The sequence below is a fragment of the Enterobacter sp. BIGb0383 genome (assembly GCF_003751845.1).
Taxonomy (GTDB): domain Bacteria; phylum Pseudomonadota; class Gammaproteobacteria; order Enterobacterales; family Enterobacteriaceae; genus BIGb0383.
The window spans coordinates 1,615,372-1,629,473 of sequence record NZ_RJKQ01000001.1 but is presented as its reverse complement, the minus strand read 5'-3'; the positions used below and the strand labels follow the sequence as shown (position 1 = coordinate 1,629,473).

13 protein-coding genes are annotated in these 14,102 nt (G+C 58.9%); 10 read left to right on the top strand and 3 right to left on the bottom strand.

Annotation, left to right across the window (positions count from 1 at the left end):
- Window positions 1-76 precede the first annotated feature (76 nt).
- Window positions 77-1,117, top strand: a complete 1,041-nt coding sequence (locus EDF81_RS07765) for a DUF1176 domain-containing protein (RefSeq protein ID WP_123347494.1) — start codon at window positions 77-79, stop codon at window positions 1,115-1,117.
- Here EDF81_RS07765 and tkt read toward each other — a convergent pair.
- Entirely contained in the window at window positions 1,114-3,102 is a 1,989-nt protein-coding gene (gene tkt / locus EDF81_RS07760) for a transketolase (protein WP_123347493.1), read from the bottom strand. The genes EDF81_RS07765 and tkt overlap by 4 nt on opposite strands.
- A gap of 242 nt (window positions 3,103-3,344) precedes the next feature.
- On the opposite strand from tkt, the gene maeB reads away from it, so the two are divergent.
- The gene (gene maeB, locus EDF81_RS07755) at window positions 3,345-5,624 is read left to right on the top strand and encodes an NADP-dependent oxaloacetate-decarboxylating malate dehydrogenase (RefSeq protein ID WP_123347492.1); all 2,280 of its coding nucleotides are present in this window, start codon (window positions 3,345-3,347) and stop codon (window positions 5,622-5,624) included.
- Between the two features lie 19 nt (window positions 5,625-5,643).
- Here the strand turns inward: maeB and hemF are convergent, their stop codons facing one another.
- Both hemF and amiA read right to left on the bottom strand, forming a co-directional pair.
- Window positions 5,644-6,543: an oxygen-dependent coproporphyrinogen oxidase gene (gene hemF / locus EDF81_RS07750; protein WP_123347491.1), complete on the bottom strand. Its 900-nt coding sequence runs from the start codon at window positions 6,541-6,543 to the stop codon at window positions 5,644-5,646.
- Between the two features lie 2 nt (window positions 6,544-6,545).
- The gene (gene amiA / locus EDF81_RS07745) at window positions 6,546-7,412 is read right to left on the bottom strand and encodes an N-acetylmuramoyl-L-alanine amidase AmiA (protein ID WP_123347490.1); all 867 of its coding nucleotides are present in this window, start codon (window positions 7,410-7,412) and stop codon (window positions 6,546-6,548) included.
- 210 nt (window positions 7,413-7,622) lie between these two features.
- Here amiA and EDF81_RS07740 point away from each other — a divergent pair, with 210 nt between their 5' ends.
- The 8 genes from EDF81_RS07740 to cysA all read left to right on the top strand — a co-directional run bounded on the left by EDF81_RS07740 (window position 7,623) and on the right by cysA (window position 14,091).
- Window positions 7,623-8,048, top strand: a complete 426-nt coding sequence (locus tag EDF81_RS07740; protein WP_123347489.1) for a GNAT family acetyltransferase — start codon at window positions 7,623-7,625, stop codon at window positions 8,046-8,048.
- On the top strand, window positions 8,035-8,484 hold the full coding sequence (locus tag EDF81_RS07735) for a DUF2919 domain-containing protein (RefSeq protein ID WP_123347488.1): 450 nt from the start codon (window positions 8,035-8,037) through the stop codon (window positions 8,482-8,484). Before EDF81_RS07740 ends, EDF81_RS07735 begins: the two co-directional genes overlap by 14 nt.
- A 60-nt stretch (window positions 8,485-8,544) precedes the next feature.
- Window positions 8,545-9,120: an RpoE-regulated lipoprotein gene (locus EDF81_RS07730; protein ID WP_123347487.1), complete on the top strand. Its 576-nt coding sequence runs from the start codon at window positions 8,545-8,547 to the stop codon at window positions 9,118-9,120.
- 98 nt (window positions 9,121-9,218) lie between these two features.
- Window positions 9,219-10,118 (top strand): Dyp-type peroxidase, encoded by a 900-nt coding sequence (locus EDF81_RS07725; protein WP_123347486.1) that lies wholly within the window; start codon window positions 9,219-9,221, stop codon window positions 10,116-10,118.
- Between the two features lie 164 nt (window positions 10,119-10,282).
- Window positions 10,283-11,299: a sulfate ABC transporter substrate-binding protein gene (locus EDF81_RS07720; RefSeq protein ID WP_123347485.1), complete on the top strand. Its 1,017-nt coding sequence runs from the start codon at window positions 10,283-10,285 to the stop codon at window positions 11,297-11,299.
- On the top strand, window positions 11,299-12,132 hold the full coding sequence (gene cysT, locus EDF81_RS07715) for a sulfate/thiosulfate ABC transporter permease CysT (RefSeq protein WP_123347484.1): 834 nt from the start codon (window positions 11,299-11,301) through the stop codon (window positions 12,130-12,132). The genes EDF81_RS07720 and cysT overlap by 1 nt, the downstream gene beginning before the upstream one ends.
- On the top strand, window positions 12,132-13,007 hold the full coding sequence (cysW, locus tag EDF81_RS07710) for a sulfate/thiosulfate ABC transporter permease CysW (protein ID WP_123347483.1): 876 nt from the start codon (window positions 12,132-12,134) through the stop codon (window positions 13,005-13,007). Before cysT ends, cysW begins: the two co-directional genes overlap by 1 nt.
- A complete protein-coding gene (gene cysA, locus EDF81_RS07705) occupies window positions 12,997-14,091 on the top strand; it encodes a sulfate/thiosulfate ABC transporter ATP-binding protein CysA (protein WP_123347482.1) in 1,095 nt (364 codons plus the stop codon). Before cysW ends, cysA begins: the two co-directional genes overlap by 11 nt.
- Window positions 14,092-14,102 lie beyond the last annotated feature (11 nt).

Sequence of the window (14,102 nt, the reverse complement as noted above, 5' to 3'; positions counted from 1 at the left end):
CTGATTGAGTCGCCCTCTTGCGCGGCCGAAGATACGCCCCACCGGTTCGTTTGTTTATTTCTGGGGCTACACCTTCATGGGTTTCCGCACTCTTCTCCTGCTGCTCGCTATCCTGCCTGCGTCACTGACGTGGGCCGCACCGGCGCAGCAGCGTTTCACCGACTGGCAGGTCACCTGCAATAACCAGAATTTCTGCGTGGCGCGCAACGTCGGCGCGCACGATGGTCTGGTGATGACGCTCAGTCGCAGCGCCGGGGCGCGGACCGACGCCGTCCTGCGCATCGATTACGGAGGCCTCGACCGCTCCGTTACCCACGCGCCACCGCTTGCGCCCGCGCTGCTGCTCGATGAACAACCGCTTGTCCCCGATCCCAAAAGCTGGCGCATCACGCCGCTTCACCTGCTGACCGATAACAGCACCACCATTGATGCATTCCTGAATGAGATAAGAGAAGGGCAGTCGATCACGCTCCGCGACGCCCGTCCGGCGATCTCCTTGCAGGGGTTAAAGGCGGCGTTACTGTTTATTGATACCCAGCAAAAGCGCGTCGGCAGCGAAACGGCGTGGATCCGCAAAGGCAGCCAGCCGCCGCTAAGCGTCCCACCGGCCCCGGCGCTGAAAGAGGTGGTTCAGTCCGGCCCCGCACCTGCTCCGCTGACGCGTGAAGAGCGTAACGACCTGCTGGATTATGGCACCTGGCGCATCAATACCAACCAGTGTTCGCTGGATCCGCAGCGTCGGGAAGTCTCCGTCGGGGGACTGAGCGATGACAAGGCCCTGCTGATGGTCAGCTGCGAGGCCGGCGCTTACAACACGATCAATCTGGCATGGATAGTGTCGCGACAGAAGCCGTTTGCCGCCCGATCCGTTCAGCTGCACCTGCCTTTCCAGCCACAGGACGCGTCCCGCGATCTGGAGCTGATTAACGCCACCTTCGACGAACAAACGCGCGAACTGGTGACCCTGGCGAAAGGGCGCGGTCTCGGCGACTGCGGGGTGCAGACGCGCTGGCGTTTTGACGGCCAGCGCTTCCGCCTGGTCCGCTATGCCGGGCAGTCCGTCTGCGACGGCTGGCAGGGGGCGGACGCCTGGCCCACCCAGTGGATCACCCGTTAAAGGAGACTTTTCGCTTTGGCAACCACGTTCTCAACCGTAAAGCCGAAGTACGGGAACAGTTTGTCAGCCGGTGCCGATTCGCCAAACCCGGTCATCCCGACAATGGCTCCCTTCAGGCCGACATATTTGTACCAGTAGTCGGCGATACCGGCCTCGATGGCAACGCGGGCGGTAACGTCCGACGGCAGGACCGATTCGCGCCAGGCCTCGTCCTGCGCATCGAAGACATCGGTGGAGGGGAGGGAAACCACCCGCACGTTATGCCCTTCCGCCAGCAGTTTTTCCGCTGCCAGCACGGCAATTTCGACTTCGGAACCGGTGGCAATCAGGATCAGATCCGGCTTGCCACCCGCATCTTTCAGCACATATCCGCCCCGTGCGATGCCGCTGACCTGATCCGGCGTGCGCGGCATTTGTGCCAGATTCTGCCTTGAGAGGATCAGCGCCGTCGGGCCGGTATGGCGTTCAATCGCTGCCCGCCAGGCCACGGCGGTTTCTACCTGATCGCAGGGCCGCCAGGTACTGAAGTTTGGCGTCAGACGCAGGCTGGCCAGCTGCTCAACGGCCTGGTGCGTCGGCCCATCCTCGCCCAGACCGATTGAGTCATGGGTATACACCATAATCTGCCGCGCCTTCATCAGAGCCGCCATACGGGCGGCGTTACGCGCATACTCGACGAACATCAGGAAGGTGGCGGTGTAGGGCACGAACCCGCCGTGATGGGCGATACCGTTAGCGATGGCGGTCATCCCGAATTCACGCACGCCGTAGTGGATATAGTTCCCGTCGGGATGCTCTTTCAGGCTCTTAGAATCCGACCAGATGGTCAGGTTACTCGGGGCCAGGTCGGCGGAGCCGCCCAGCAGTTCCGGCAGCAGGGGACCCATCGCGTTAAGGGTATTCTGCGAGGCTTTACGGGTGGCAATTTTCGCCGGCTCCGACTGCATTTTATCAATCCAGGCCTGGGTACTTTGTTGCCAGTTTTTCGGCATCTCGCCGCTCATGCGACGGGTAAACTCTGCCGCTTTCTCCGGGCTGGCTTTCTGCCAGGCGGCCAGCTTATCGTCCCACGCCTGCTGATCCTTCGCCCCGCGCTCGCGGGCATCCCAGGCCTGATAAATCTCTTTTGGGATGGTGAAGAGGGGATGCGTCCAGCCCAGCTGCTTGCGGGCCAGCGCCACTTCCTCTTCCCCCAGCGGTGAGCCGTGGGCTGACTCTTTCCCCGCTTTATTCGGCGAGCCGAAGCCAATCTCGGTGCGGCAAATAATCAGGGAGGGCTTGTCGGTGACGCTTTTCGCTTCCTCAATCGCCCGCTTCACCGCCTGCGGATCGTGGCCGTCGATTTCGGCAATGACGTGCCAGTGATAGGCCTCAAAGCGTTTCGCCGTATCGTCCGTAAACCAGCCGTCGGTTTCACCGTCGATGGAGATACCGTTATGGTCATAAAAGCCAATCAGTTTCCCCAGCCCCAGGGTTCCCGCCAGAGAGCAAACCTCATGGGAGATCCCCTCCATCAGACAGCCGTCGCCCATAAACACCCAGGTGTAGTGGTCAACGATATCGTGGCCCGGCTCGTTAAACTGAGCCGCCAGGGTGCGCTCGGCAATCGCCAGCCCGACGGCGTTCGCCAGGCCCTGGCCCAGCGGACCGGTGGTGGTTTCCACGCCCGGCGTATAGCCAATTTCCGGGTGCCCCGGCGTTTTAGAGTGCAGCTGACGGAAGTTTTTCAGCTCGGACATCGGGAGATCATAACCGCTGAGGTGCAGCAGGCTGTAGAGCAGCATCGACGCATGGCCGTTGGAGAGAATAAAGCGATCGCGGTCGTACCAGGTCGGGTCGGCCGGGTTGTGCTTAAAGAAATCATTCCACAGCACTTCGGCGATATCGGCCATGCCCATCGGCGCGCCAGGGTGGCCGGAATTGGCTTTCTGTACCGCATCCATACTCAGGGCGCGAATGGCGTTGGCAAGCTCTTTACGGGACATAGGGTTCCTCCTGATAAAGGCGTTTTAGATAAAACCTAAGTAAAAAGCGTAGCAGATGAGGCCGATGGGCCTGGTAACAGGGATGTTATAAATTGATAACAAATACCTCTATCGGATAGTCAGAGTTTGGCAGCGTTCAAAGTTTATCCCCTCATCAGCAGCCATACTAAGCGGCACCCTTCGGGTGACCAACAGGGTAGTAATGCGCGTCACCCATTCTTGCTACGTGAAAGGAAAATAAAATGGATGAGCAACTGAAACAGAGTGCCCTCGACTTCCACGAATTTCCGGTTCCGGGAAAAATTCAGGTCTCCCCCACTAAGCCGCTGGCTACCCAGCGCGACCTGGCCCTGGCCTACTCGCCGGGCGTTGCCGCACCCTGCCTGGAAATTGAAAAAGATCCGCTGGCCGCCTGGAAATATACCGCCCGTGGCAACCTGGTGGCGGTCGTCTCCAACGGGACTGCCGTACTCGGTCTGGGCAATATCGGCGCGCTGGCCGGGAAGCCGGTGATGGAAGGCAAGGGCGTGCTGTTTAAGAAATTTGCCGGTATCGACGTTTTCGATATTGAGGTGGATGAGCTGGATCCGGACAAGCTGATTGATATCGTGGCGGCGCTGGAGCCCACCTTCGGCGGTATCAACCTCGAAGATATTAAAGCCCCGGAGTGTTTCTACATCGAACAAAAGCTGCGCGAGCGGATGAAAATCCCGGTCTTCCACGACGACCAGCACGGCACGGCGATTATCAGTACCGCCGCCATTCTTAACGGCCTGCGGGTGGTGGAAAAGACGCTCTCCGACGTGCGGATGGTGGTCTCCGGCGCGGGCGCGGCGGCGATTGCCTGTATGAACCTGCTGGTGGCGCTGGGGATGCAGAAACACAATATCGTGGTCTGCGACTCGAAAGGGGTGATCTACAAAGATCGCGAGCCGAATATGGCGGAAACCAAGGCCGCCTATGCGGTGGTGGACGACGGTAAGCGCACCCTGGATGACGTGATTGACGGGGCGGATATTTTCCTCGGCTGCTCCGGGCCGAAAGTGCTGACCCCGGAGATGGTGAAGAAAATGGCCCGTGCGCCGCTGATTCTGGCGCTGGCGAACCCTGAGCCGGAAATTCTGCCGCCTCTGGCAAAAGAGGTGCGCGGGGACGCGATTATCTGTACCGGACGGTCAGATTATCCTAACCAGGTGAACAACGTCCTCTGCTTCCCGTTTATCTTCCGCGGCGCGCTGGATGTCGGTGCGACCGCCATCAATGAAGAGATGAAGCTGGCGGCGGTCCATGCGATTGCCGAACTGGCCCATGCCGAGCAGAGCGAAGTGGTGGCGTCGGCCTATGGCGATCAGGATCTGCATTTTGGTCCGGACTATTTGATCCCGAAACCCTTCGATCCGCGACTGATCGTGAAAATCGCCCCGGCGGTGGCCAAAGCGGCAATGGATTCCGGCGTCGCGACGCGGCCTATTGCCGATTTTGACGCCTATATCGATAAGCTCAGCGAGTTTGTCTACAAAACCAATCTGTTTATGAAGCCCATCTTCTCCCTCGCACGTAAGGCCCCGAAACGGGTGGTGCTGGCGGAAGGGGAAGAGGCCCGCGTGCTGCATGCGACGCAGGAGCTGATCACGCTGGGACTGGCGAAGCCGATCCTGATTGGTCGTCCGAGCGTCATTGATATGCGTATTGAAAAGCTGGGGCTGCAGATCCGACCCGGCATCGATTTTGAGATCGTCAATAACGAGTCCGATCCGCGCTTTAAAGAGTACTGGAACGAGTACTACAACATCATGAAGCGTCGGGGGATCACCCAGGAGCAGGCCCAGCGGGCGGTGATCAGTAATACCACGGTGATCGGCGCCATTATGGTCCAGCGCGGCGAAGCCGACGCGATGATCTGCGGCACCATCGGCGATTATCACGAGCACTTTAGCGTGGTACAGCAACTGTTTGGCTATCGTGAAGGCGTTCATACGGCAGGGGCGATGAATGCGCTGCTGCTGCCGAGCGGCAACACCTTTATCGCCGATACCTATGTTAATGACGATCCTTCCCCGGAACAGCTGGCGGAGATCGCCATTATGGCGGCGGAAACGGTGCGGCGCTTCGGCATCGAACCGAGGGTAGCGCTGCTGTCGCACTCTAACTTCGGATCTTCCGACTGCGCGGGCGCGCAGAAAATGCGTCAGACGCTGGCGCTGGTGCGTGAGCGCGATCCGGATCTCATGATCGACGGGGAGATGCATGGTGACGCGGCGCTGGTGGAGAGCATTCGTCACGAGCGGATGCCGGATAGCCCGCTGAAAGGCGCGGCCAATATCCTGGTGATGCCAAACGTGGAGGCGGCGCGCATCAGCTATAACCTGCTGCGCGTCTCCAGTTCAGAAGGGGTCACGGTCGGACCGGTTCTGATGGGCGTGGCGAAACCGATCCACGTTCTGACGCCTATCGCCTCCGTTCGCCGTATCGTCAATATGGTGGCGCTGGCGGTGGTGGAGGCGCAGACCGAGCTGCTGTAAGCCGTTGGCAGGGAGGGGCTTATAGCCACTCCCTGACCTGAATAAACTCGCTCAGGGCAGCCTCAGGGCTGCCTTCTTCCGGCTGGTAGTTATACTCCCAGGCCACTTTCGGCGGCATCGACATCAGGATTGATTCCGTGCGTCCACCGGTCTGCAGACCAAACAGGGTTCCGCGATCCCAGACCAGATTAAACTCCACGTAGCGTCCACGACGGTAGAGCTGGAAGTCCCGCTCGCGCTGGCCGAATGCGGTGTCTTTACGGCGTTCGACAATCGGCAGATACGCGGCGGTATAGCCGTCGCCCACCGCCTGCATAAAGGCGAAGCAGCGGTCGAAATCCGGGGTGTTCAGATCGTCGAAGAAAAGTCCGCCGATACCGCGCTGCTCCTGGCGATGCTTCAGGTAAAAGTAGTCATCACACCATTTTTTATAGCGCGGATAGACATCTTCCCCGAAGGGCTGACACAGGTCGTGGGCAGTCTGATGCCAGTGAATAGCATCCTCTTCAACGCCGTAGAAAGGCGTCAGGTCGAAGCCGCCGCCAAACCACCACACCGGGTCGGCACCCGGTTTCTCGGCGATAAAGAAGCGCACGTTGGCGTGGCTGGTCGGGATATACGGATTATGCGGATGCACCACCAGCGAGACGCCCATGGCCTCAAAACTGCGGCCCGCCAGTTCAGGACGATGAGCGGTTGCCGACGCGGGCAGCGCGTCGCCATAGACGTGGGAGAAATTCACGCCGGCCTGTTCGAAGATCCCGCCGTTGCGCAGTACCCGGCTACGCCCGCCGCCACCGGCTTCGCGCTGCCAGTTATCTTCAATAAAGTTCTGGCCATCCACCGCCGCAAGTTGCTGGCAGATTCGGTCCTGCAGCTGCAGCAGGAAGGCTTTAACCTGTTGGGCGTCGGGTTTCATGCTTAACCTTTCTTCGTATGGGCTTTGTGGTTATCAAACCAGTTAAAGTAGCTGATCACCCCGGAGGCGATGGCATTGGCGATTTTCTGGCGAAACGCGGTGGTGCCCAGCAGCTTCTCTTCCGCCGGGTTGGTGATAAACGAGGTCTCGACCAGCACCGAGGGGATCGACGGGGATTTCAGTACCACAAAGGCCGCCTGTTCCGTGCCCCGGCTGTGCAGGCGATGCACCGGCTTTATCTTCTTCAGAATATGCGAGCCGAGGGTCAGGCTGTTCTTAATGGTGTCGGTCTGGACCAGGTCGAACAGCACTTGCTGCAGTAAATGGTCTTTATCCTGCGCTTTTTTCCCGGCTTTCTCATCGGCGGCGTTTTCACGCTCCGAGAGGTATTTTGCCATGGCGCTACTGGCGCCACGGTTGGAGAGGGCAAAAACGGAGGCTCCCGCCGCGCTCGGGTTGGTAAAGCCATCGGCATGGATGGACATAAACAGATCCGCGCCGTGCTTATGGGCAATTTCAACCCGGTCGTACAGGGGAATAAAGGTATCGTCGCCGCGCGTCAGGCGGGCGTCAATGCCGTTATTGCGCAGGATCGTGCGGACGCTTTTGGCGATCGCCAGCACCACGTGTTTCTCTTTCGAGCCGTTCGGGCCAATCGCGCCGGTATCGATGCCGCCGTGACCCGGATCGAGCACCACGATGCGCTTGCCTCCGGCTTTTTTGGCAGGCGTGCTGTGGCCGTTACCGGTTTTTAAGGCCGGTTCACGGGCGAGTGCGCTGGCGGCGCCCGACAGCGTCAGAGCGGCAAGCCCGGCTTTCAGAACCTGGCGGCGCGATGCGAGTGTTTTTAGGGGTTTGAATGTGCTCATACAGCCTGGTTGTAAAAATGAGGTCCCGATGTTATATCGTATCGCCTTTTCCGTTGCGATACGTGTTGCAGATAATTGTTTTACTTTTCATTTCAATACGTGACTGTGCATTATTATGCCATTTTTTAACGCGTTTTTCGCGGGATATTGGCTAAGCCGCTACTTCGCGCCATAATCACTGTTTTAAGAGCCGAAAAGGTGGGTAATACCATGGAGATACGCGTTTTTCGCCAGGAAGATTTCGAGGAAGTGATCACCCTGTGGGAGCGCTGCGATCTGTTGCGTCCATGGAACGATCCGGAAATGGACATTGAGCGCAAAGTGAACCACGACGTCAGCCTGTTTCTGGTGGCGGAGGTCAACGCAGAAGTGGTTGGCACGGTGATGGGGGGCTATGACGGCCATCGTGGCTCGGCGTACTACCTCGGGGTTCACCCGGAATATCGCGGGCGCGGGATTGCTAACGCCCTGCTAAATCGGCTGGAAAAGAAGCTGATCGCCCGTGGCTGTCCGAAAATCCAGATTATGGTGCGAGAGGACAACGAGGTGGTGCTGGGTATGTACGAACGCCTTGGCTATGAAACGTCCGATGTGCAGAGTCTGGGTAAGCGTCTGATCGAAGATGAAGAGTACTGAGTTTCTGCCGTCCGACTACGATGCTCACGGGCGTCTGCGTTTGCCGGTGCTGTTTTGGGGCGTCCTGTTGCTACAGGCGCGTACCTGGGTGCTGTTTGCCATTGCCAGCGCGTCCCGCGATAGCGGTAATGCACTGCTGACCCTTTTCTATCCCGACCACGATAACTTCTGGTTTGGCCTGCTGCCCGGCGTGCCTGCGGTGCTGGCTTTTCTGCTGAGCGGTCGCCGTCACGGCTATCCGCGTCTGTGGGCCGCATTTTATCCGCTGCTGCTGGTGGCGCAGCTGGCCCAGCTATTGTGGCTGCCGCTGATGTGGCTCAACGGAGAGCCGCTCTCGGGCATGGGGCTGACGCTGCTGGGGCTGGATCTTTTTGCGCTCTGGTGGCTTGGCAGCAACCCGCGTTTACGCGCCGCGTTTCGGGTCAGTGCAGATTAAGGGCACTTTTTCCCGGAACGGGACTCCAACAGGCGTTGAATAAATTAAAAGGAAGTCTGAATGAAATCGCTGCGTTTACTTGTCTGCGCGCTGCCGCTGGCCTTAGGCGGCTGCTCCACGCTCTCCGCCGTTAACTGGTCTGCGGCCAATCCCTGGAACTGGTTCGGTTCGTCGACGGAAGTTAGCGAGCAGGGCGTCGGGGCGCTGACGTCAACGACGGCGCTGGAAGAGAGCGCCCTCAACGATGCGCTGGACGGCGACTACCGTCTGCGCAGCGGGATGAAAACCGCCGACGGTAAAATCGTGCGCTATTTTGAAGCGCTGAAAGACGACAAGGTCGCGCTGGTGATTAACGGTGAGAGCGGAACCGTAAGCCGTATCGATGTACTGGAGGAGGGGATTGCCACCGCCAGCGACGTTAAAATCGGGACGCCGTTCAGCGATGTTTTTGGTAAGGCGTTTGGCCACTGCGTCAGCGCGACCGGGGACGATATCGGTTCGGTGCTCTGTAAAGCGCCCTATAGCCAGCATATCAGCTATCTGTTCAGCGGCGACTGGCGCGGACCGCAGGGCCTGATGCCGCCGGATGACACCCTGAAAAACTGGACCATCAGCAAAATTATCTGGCAGCGATAATTTGCTTTCAAACAAATCGCTTCGCTGAAAAAACGGGTAGAATAGCGCCCATCAATGCCACGGTTGCGTGGCATCTTTTTTTCAGGAGAAGTGAAGTCATGTCTCAGGTTCAGAGCGGCATTTTGCCCGAGCATTGCCGTGCGGCGATTTGGATTGAAGCAACCCTGACGGGCGATATCGACGCCCTGCGTGCAGGCTGCCGCGTATTTATCGACAGCCTCGGCGGGCTGCAGGCGCGGTTTCCCGACGCGCAGGCCGGTGCGGTGGTGGCCTTTGGCAATACGCTCTGGAAACAGCTGAGCGCGGGCGAAGGTGCCGACGAACTGAAGGACTTCCCGGCCTACGGCAAAGGCCTGGCGGCGGCGACCCAGCATGACGTGCTGATCCACATCCTCTCCCTGCGTCACGACGTGAATTTCTCAATCGCTCAAGCCGCGCTGGTGGCGTTTGGCGATGCCCTGACGGTCCAGGAAGAGACCCACGGTTTCCGCTGGGTGGAAGATCGCGATCTGAGCGGCTTTGTTGACGGCACCGAAAACCCGGCGGGCGACGAAAAACGCCGTGACGTGGCGGTCATTAAGGACGGCATCGATGCGGGCGGCAGCTATGTGCTGGTCCAGCGCTGGGAGCACAACCTGAAGCAGCTTAACCGCATGAAGGTCGAAGAGCAGGAAATGATGATCGGCCGTACCAAAGAGGCCAACGACGAGATTGACGGCGACGCCCGTCCGGTCACCTCGCATCTGACCCGTGTCGACCTGAAAGAAGAGGGTAAAGGCCTGAAGATTGTCCGCCAGAGCCTGCCTTACGGCACTGCCAGCGGAACAAACGGCCTCTACTTCTGCGCCTACTGCGCCCGTCTGTACAACATCGAGCAGCAGCTGCTGAGCATGTTCGGCGATACGGACGGTAAACGCGATGCGATGCTGCGCTTCACCCGTCCGGTAACCGGCGGCTATTACTTCGCGCCGTCCGTCGAGCGACTGCTGGCGCTGTAAGCCTCTTCTGCTTTTGCCCTCTTGTCCTGAGAGGGCATCTACCCCCATCGGCTTATTCTCTTTTTAACTTGCAAATCACCAAACGGTATATAAAACCGTTACTGCTTTCGCGTCCGTTATAAATATCATGCTCAGAGAGTCATCATATTAATTAAGGGTGCGCAATGGCCGTTAAATCACTGAAAAAAGGTTACCTGGTACTGGCAGCGTCTGTCCTGCTGGTCGCGCAGGCGCAGGCAACCGAGCTGCTGAACAGCTCTTACGACGTCTCCCGCGAGCTGTTTGCCGCCCTTAATACGCCTTTTGAGCAGCAGTGGGCGCAAGAGAACGGCGGCGATAAACTGACGATTAAACAGTCACATGCCGGTTCATCCAAGCAGGCGCTGGCGATTCTGCAGGGCTTAAAAGCCGACGTTGTAACTTATAACCAGATTACCGACGTGCAGATCCTGCACGATAAAGGCAAGCTTCTCCCGGCGGACTGGCAGAGCCGTTTGCCGAATAACAGCTCGCCGTTCTACTCCACCATGGGCTTCCTGGTGCGCAAAGGGAACCCGAAGAATATCCACGACTGGAACGATCTGGTGCGCTCCGACGTGAAGCTGATTTTCCCGAATCCAAAAACCTCCGGCAACGCCCGTTACACCTATCTGGCAGCCTGGGGTGCGGCTGACAAAGCGGACGGCGGCGATAAAGCCAAAACCGAAAAGTTTATGACCCAGTTCCTGAAGAACGTTGAAGTGTTCGATACCGGCGGCCGTGGGGCGACCACCACCTTCGCCGAGCGCGGCCTGGGCGATGTGCTGATAAGTTTCGAGTCGGAAGTGAATAACATCCGCAAGCAGTATGAAGCCCAGGGCTTTGAAGTGGTGATCCCGAAAACCAATATTCTGGCGGAATTCCCGGTTGCCTGGGTCGATAAAAATATTGCGGCGAACGGTACGGAAAAAGCGGCGAAGGCCTATCTTAACTACCTCTATAGCCCGCAGGCGCAGACCATCATTACCGATTACTACTACCGTGTGAATAACCCGGAAGTGATGAACAAGCTGCAGGATAAATTCCCGCAGACCGAACTGTTCCGCGTGGAAGACCGCTTCGGCAGCTGGCCGGAAGTGATGAAAACCCACTTTAACAGCGGCGGCGAGCTGGACAAGCTGCTGGCGGCGGGGCGTAAGTAATGTTTTCTGGATCGACTAAACGTGTGCTGCCCGGCTTTACCCTGAGCCTGGGCACCAGTTTACTGTTTGTTTGCCTGGTCCTGCTGCTGCCGCTGAGCGCGCTGGTGATGCAGCTCTCAGAGATGAGCTGGTCCCAGTACTGGGAGGTTGTCACCAACCCTCAGGTGGTGGCGGCCTATAAAGTGACGCTGCTCTCCGCGTTTGTGGCCTCTATTTTTAACGGCGTCTTCGGCCTGCTGATGGCGTGGATCCTTACCCGCTATCGTTTCCCGGGCCGGACGCTGCTTGATGCGCTGATGGACCTGCCGTTTGCCCTGCCGACCGCGGTCGCGGGCCTGACCCTGGCGTCCCTGTTTTCCGTCAACGGCTTTTACGGCCAGTGGCTGGCGCATTTCGACATTAAAGTGACCTATACCTGGCTGGGGATCGCGGTAGCGATGGCCTTTACCAGTATTCCGTTTGTGGTGCGTACCGTACAGCCGGTGCTGGAAGAGCTGGGACCGGAATATGAAGAAGCGGCGGAAACGCTTGGCGCGACGCGTATCCAGAGCTTTTGCAAAGTGGTGCTGCCTGAACTTTCTCCGGCGCTGATGGCCGGTGTGGCGCTCTCCTTTACCCGCAGCCTCGGCGAGTTCGGCGCGGTGATTTTTATCGCCGGGAATATCGCGTGGAAAACGGAGGTTACCTCTCTGATGATCTTTGTGCGCCTGCAGGAGTTTGATTATCCGGCGGCGAGCGCCATCGCCTCGGTGATCCTGGCGGCCTCGCTGCTGCTGCTGTTTTCCATTAACACGTTACAAAGTCGCTTTGGTCGGCGTGTGGTAGGTCACTAATGGCGGAAGTTACTCAATTGAAGCGTTATGACGCGCCCCGTATCAACTGGGGAAAATGGTTTCTGATTGGCACCGGGATGCTGGTATCGGCGTTTATCCTGGTTGCCCCTATGGTCTATATCTTCGTTCAGGCCTTCAGCAAAGGGCTGGCGCCGGTGCTGCAGAACCTCAGCGACCCGGATATGCTCCACGCCATCTGGCTGACGGTGCTGATTGCCCTGATCAGCGTCCCGATAAACCTGGTCTTCGGTACGCTGTTGGCCTGGCTGGTGACGCGCTTTAACTTCCCGGGCCGTCAGCTGCTGCTGACCCTGCTGGATATCCCGTTTGCCGTCTCACCGGTTGTCGCGGGTCTGGTTTACCTGCTGTTCTACGGCTCCAACGGCCCGCTGGGCGGCTGGCTGGACGAACACAATCTGCAGATCATGTTTGCCTGGCCCGGCATGGTGCTGGTCACCATCTTTGTGACCTGTCCGTTTGTGGTGCGCGAGCTGGTGCCGGTGATGCTAAGCCAGGGCAGCCATGAAGACGAGGCGGCGATTCTGCTCGGCGCATCCGGCTGGCAGATGTTCCGCCGCGTCACGCTGCCGAATATCCGCTGGGCGCTGCTGTATGGCGTGGTGCTGACCAACGCCCGAGCGATTGGTGAGTTTGGCGCGGTGTCGGTGGTGTCCGGCTCTATCCGCGGCGAAACCCTGTCGCTACCGCTGCAGATTGAACTGCTGGAGCAGGATTACAACACGGTCGGCTCCTTTACCGCCGCCGCGCTGTTAACGCTGATGGCAATTTTGACCCTGTTTTTAAAGAGTATGGTGCAGTGGCGTCTGGAAAATCAGGAAAAACGCGCGCATCAGGAGGGAAATCATGAGCATTGAGATTGCCAGCATTAAGAAGTCTTTTGGTCGCACCCAGGTGCTGAATGATATCTCGCTGGATATCCCTTCCGGGCAGATGGTCGCGCTGCTGGGGCCGTCCGGCTCCGGAAAAACCACGCTGCTGCGTATTATCGCCGGCCTGGAGAACCAGACCAGCGGCAATATCCGCTTCCACGGCACCGACGTCAGTCGTCTGCACGCCCGCGAGCGTAAAGTGGGCTTTGTGTTCCAGCACTATGCCCTGTTCCGCCATATGACCGTATTCGACAATATCGCCTTTGGCCTGACGGTGCTGCCGCGTCGTGAACGTCCCAATTCGGCGACGATCAAAGCGAAAGTAACCCAGCTGCTGGAGATGGTGCAGCTGGCCCATCTGGCCGATCGCTTCCCGGCGCAGCTTTCCGGGGGCCAGAAACAGCGCGTGGCGCTGGCGCGCGCCCTGGCGGTTGAGCCGCAGATCCTGCTGCTGGATGAGCCTTTCGGCGCGCTGGATGCGCAGGTGCGTAAAGAGCTGCGCCGCTGGCTGCGTCAGCTGCATGAAGAGCTGAAGTTTACCAGCGTCTTTGTGACCCATGACCAGGAAGAGGCGATGGAAGTGGCCGACCGGGTGGTGGTGATGAGCCAGGGCAATATCGAGCAGGTTGACGCTCCGGAACGCGTCTGGCGCGAACCGGCCACCCGCTTTGTGCTGGAGTTTATGGGCGAGGTCAATCGCCTGAAAGGTACCGTGCGCGGCGGGCAGTTCCACGTTGGCGCACACCGCTGGCCGCTGGGCTATACGCCGTCATATCAGGGACCGGTGGATCTGTTCCTGCGTCCGTGGGAAGTGGATATCAGCCGCCGCACCAGTCTTGATGCGCCGCTGCCGGTGCAGGTGCTGGAGGCCAGTCCGAAGGGGCACTATACCCATCTGGTGGTGCAGCCGCTTGGCTGGTATGAGGAGCCCATCAACGTGGTATTCCGCGATGATAACGTTCCCCAGCGCGGCGATCGGCTGTTTGTTGGCCTGCAGAATGCCCGGCTGTATAACGGCACCGTGCGGATTGAATCCCCTGAGGAGCTTGCCCTCGCCGAGTCGGCCTGATAGGTTTATCT

Coding starts and splice junctions, on each gene's coding strand:
- EDF81_RS07765 (WP_123347494.1), top strand. CDS start 77: ATGGGTTTCCGCACTCTTCTCCTGCTGCTCGCTATCCTGCCTGCGTCA.
- tkt (WP_123347493.1), bottom strand. CDS start 3,102: ATGTCCCGTAAAGAGCTTGCCAACGCCATTCGCGCCCTGAGTATGGAT.
- maeB (WP_123347492.1), top strand. CDS start 3,345: ATGGATGAGCAACTGAAACAGAGTGCCCTCGACTTCCACGAATTTCCG.
- hemF (WP_123347491.1), bottom strand. CDS start 6,543: ATGAAACCCGACGCCCAACAGGTTAAAGCCTTCCTGCTGCAGCTGCAG.
- amiA (WP_123347490.1), bottom strand. CDS start 7,412: ATGAGCACATTCAAACCCCTAAAAACACTCGCATCGCGCCGCCAGGTT.
- EDF81_RS07740 (WP_123347489.1), top strand. CDS start 7,623: ATGGAGATACGCGTTTTTCGCCAGGAAGATTTCGAGGAAGTGATCACC.
- EDF81_RS07735 (WP_123347488.1), top strand. CDS start 8,035: ATGAAGAGTACTGAGTTTCTGCCGTCCGACTACGATGCTCACGGGCGT.
- EDF81_RS07730 (WP_123347487.1), top strand. CDS start 8,545: ATGAAATCGCTGCGTTTACTTGTCTGCGCGCTGCCGCTGGCCTTAGGC.
- EDF81_RS07725 (WP_123347486.1), top strand. CDS start 9,219: ATGTCTCAGGTTCAGAGCGGCATTTTGCCCGAGCATTGCCGTGCGGCG.
- EDF81_RS07720 (WP_123347485.1), top strand. CDS start 10,283: ATGGCCGTTAAATCACTGAAAAAAGGTTACCTGGTACTGGCAGCGTCT.
- cysT (WP_123347484.1), top strand. CDS start 11,299: ATGTTTTCTGGATCGACTAAACGTGTGCTGCCCGGCTTTACCCTGAGC.
- cysW (WP_123347483.1), top strand. CDS start 12,132: ATGGCGGAAGTTACTCAATTGAAGCGTTATGACGCGCCCCGTATCAAC.
- cysA (WP_123347482.1), top strand. CDS start 12,997: ATGAGCATTGAGATTGCCAGCATTAAGAAGTCTTTTGGTCGCACCCAG.